A 3,162-nucleotide genomic window follows, 5' to 3' on the forward strand; every position below is an offset into this window, starting at 1 on the left:
ACACCGCCGCCCTGGCCGCACGCGGACTGCGGGTGGTTGCGGTGGATCCCTCGGCCGACATGCTCGCGCAGCTGCAGCGGAACCTTCCGGGCGTGGCCACCGTGGTGGGCACCGCCGAGGACACCGGCCTCCCCGACGCCGGCATGGACGTGGTCACCGTGGCCCAGGCCTGGCACTGGACCGATCCGTTGCGGGCGAGCACCGAGGCCGCCCGCATCCTCAAGCCCGGCGGGACCCTGGGCCTGGTGTGGAACCAGTTGGATACCGGCGTGCCGTGGGTGCACCGCCTCTCGCGCATCATGCATGCCGGCGACGTGCTCAAGCCCGGTTTCCGCCCCCGAGTCGGCCCGGAGTTCGACCCGCCGGAAGGGCACGAGACCCGGTGGCGGGACCGGCTCAGCACCGGCGACGTGATGGAGCTGGTCAAAACCCGCAGCTACTACCTGCGCGCGACGGAGGCCACCCGGGCGAAAGTCCTGGGCAACCTCGACTGGTACCTGCACGACCATCTGGGCCACTCCCCCGGGGCAATGATCGACCTGCCCTACCTGACCCATAGCTGGCGGGCCAGGAAGATCTGACCCCGGTCCCCGGACATTTTTCTCCCGCGGTTGTTTTGAGGCTGGCCGTCCTGCAAAATTTAGGCATGCCGAAACTTTGGGCGAGGGGGTTCCTGCTGGCCGTTGCCATCGTGCTGGCGGCGACCGGCTGTGCGGCGCCGCCGCAGTCCGCCGCCGCGTCGGAGCGGCCGCTGGTGCTGACCACGTTCACCGTGCTGGCCGACATGGCCGACACAATCGGCGGCGGCCACGTGGAGGTCGCGTCCATCACCAAGGTCGGCGCGGAGATCCACGGCTACCAGCCCACGCCGTCGGACCTGGTGCGGGCGCAGGACGCGGACCTCATCCTGGACAACGGGCTGGGCCTCGAACGCTGGTTCGCACGCTTCCTGAATGCAGTCCCGGCCCCGCACGTGGTCCTCAGCGACGGCGTGGAGCCGGTGGGCATCACCGCCGGAAATTATGCCGGGAAGCCGAACCCGCACGCGTGGATGTCCCCGAAGGCGGCGAAGGTCTATGTGGACAACATCGTGGACGCCTTCAGCCGCCTGCTGCCCGCACACGCCGCCGACTTTCGCCGCAACGGCGCGGAATACCAACGGGAGCTGGACGTGCTGATGGCCGGCCTGGAGTCGGCCTTCGCCGATCCGTCGGCCGTTCCGGCTTTGGTCAGCTGTGAAGGCGCCTTCTCCTACCTGGCCCGCGACGCCGGGTTGCGTGAGGCCTATCTCTGGCCGGTGAACTCCGATGCCGAGGGCACACCCCGGCAAATCAGGGACGTGATCGGCCAGGTCTCCGAGCACCGGATCCCGGCGGTGTTCTGCGAATCGACCGTCAACCCGGAATCGATGCAGCAGGTCGCCGCCGCCACCGGCGCCCGCCTCATCACGCCGCTGTACGTGGACTCCCTCTCGGGACCGGACGGCCCGGTGCCCACCCACCTGGAGCTGATCCGGCACGACATCTCCCTGATCAAGGAAGGACTGGCCCCGTGAGCACCCCCGACCTCCCGCCCGGCGCCGCCGCCATCTCCGTGCTCGGCCTCACCGTGGCCTACAACGACGTCGTCGCCCTGGACCGCGTCTCCGCCACGGTGGCACCGGGAACCATCTGCGGCCTGATCGGGGTCAACGGCTCCGGGAAGTCCACCCTGTTCAAGTCGCTGATGGGACTCGTCCACCCGGCGTCGGGCACGGTGGAACTGTTTGGGCTGTCGCCCCGGCAGTCGCGGAAGCTGAACCTGGCCAGTTACGTGCCGCAGTCCGAAGACGTCGACTGGACTTTTCCGGTCTCCGTGCGCGACGTCGTGATGATGGGCCGCTACGGCCGGCTCGGACCCATGCGCCGCCCCCGCCGCCGGGACCGCGAGGCGGTCGACGCAGCCCTGGAACGCACCGGCCTGAGCCACCTGCAGCACCGGCAGATCGGCGAACTCTCCGGCGGCCAGCGCAAGCGCGCCTTCGTGGCCCGCGGCATAGCCCAGCACGCCGGCCTGCTGCTGCTCGATGAGCCCTTCGCCGGGGTGGACAAGGCCTCCGAGGCGGTCCTGATCGCCCTGCTGAAGGAACTGCGCGACGAGGGCAGGACGATCCTGATCTCCACCCACGACCTGGCCGGCATCCCGCAGCTGTGCGACGAGGCCATCCTGCTGCACCAGAAAATACTCGCGCACGGCCGGCCCGCAGACGTGCTCACCAACGAAAACCTGGCCCTGGCCTTCGGCTCCGCGCTGGCCGGTCCGGGGGAAGGAACACGCAGTGGAGCTGTTTAACTGGTTGCTGGAACCCCTGCAGTACGGGTTTCTTACCCGCGCCCTGGTGGTAACGCTGGCCGCCTCCGTCGTGTCGGCTGTGCTGTCCTGCTGGCTGATCCTGATGGGTTGGTCGCTGATGGGCGACGCGGTCTCCCACGCGGTGCTCCCCGGCGTCGCCCTGGCATACATCGTCGGGGTGCCGTTCTCGCTGGGCGCCTTCATCTTCGGCGCCGCGGCGGTGGCGCTGATCGGCGGCGTGCGATCCTCCACCCGCCTGAAGGGCGACACCGTGATCGGCGTGGTGTTCACGGCGTTCTTCGCGGCCGGGCTGGCCATCATCTCCAAGACGCCCAGCCAAACCGACCTGCAGCACATCCTCTTCGGCAACGTGCTGGGCGTCAGCGACGGCGAACTGCTGCAGGTGCTCATCCTCGGCGCCGTGGCGCTGTGCGTGCTGCTGTTCAAGCGCCGCGACCTGACGCTGTTCGCCTTCGACCGCATCCACGCCCATGCCATCGGGCTCAGCACCCGCTGGCTGTCGGTGCTGCTGCTCGGGCTGCTGGCGATCACCGTCGTCGTCGGGCTGCAGGCGGTCGGCATCGTGCTGGTGGTGGCCATGCTCATCACGCCGGGGGCGACCGCGTTCCTGCTGACCCGCAGGTTCGATGCCATGCTGGCGATCGCCGCCTCCGTCACCGCCGCCGCCTCGGTCGCCGGCATCTACGCCAGCTACTACCTGGACGTCGCCACCGGCGCGGCGGTGGTCCTGGCCCAGGCCCTGGTCTTCCTCGTGGTCTACCTGGGCGCGCCGCGGACCGGGGTAATCTGGCAGTTGGCCCGGCGCCGCAC

General features: G+C 69.6%; 4 protein-coding genes. All 4 read left to right on the forward strand.

Annotated elements, in window-relative coordinates:
- On the forward strand, nt 1-581 hold a 581-nt coding region (locus AC5RUJ_RS13400; protein WP_494155993.1), incomplete at its 5' end, for a class I SAM-dependent methyltransferase.
- Nucleotides 582-646: 65 nt separating this feature from the next.
- A complete protein-coding gene (locus AC5RUJ_RS13405) occupies nt 647-1,555 on the forward strand; it encodes a metal ABC transporter substrate-binding protein (RefSeq protein ID WP_494012460.1) in 909 nt (302 codons plus the stop codon).
- Nucleotides 1,552-2,331, forward strand: coding sequence for a metal ABC transporter ATP-binding protein (locus AC5RUJ_RS13410; RefSeq protein WP_494000166.1), 780 nt, complete (start codon nt 1,552-1,554; stop codon nt 2,329-2,331). Before AC5RUJ_RS13405 ends, AC5RUJ_RS13410 begins: the two co-directional genes overlap by 4 nt.
- Nucleotides 2,318-3,162: metal ABC transporter permease (locus AC5RUJ_RS13415; RefSeq protein WP_494155994.1), on the forward strand; the 845-nt coding region annotated here is incomplete at its 3' end. The genes AC5RUJ_RS13410 and AC5RUJ_RS13415, both read left to right, overlap by 14 nt.

This window comes from Arthrobacter sp. Y3223164 (assembly GCF_059091005.1).

Excerpts from the sequence above, each read along its gene's own strand:
- AC5RUJ_RS13405 (WP_494012460.1), top strand. The coding sequence starts at position 647 with ATGCCGAAACTTTGGGCGAGGGGGTTCCTGCTGGCCGTTGCCATCGTG.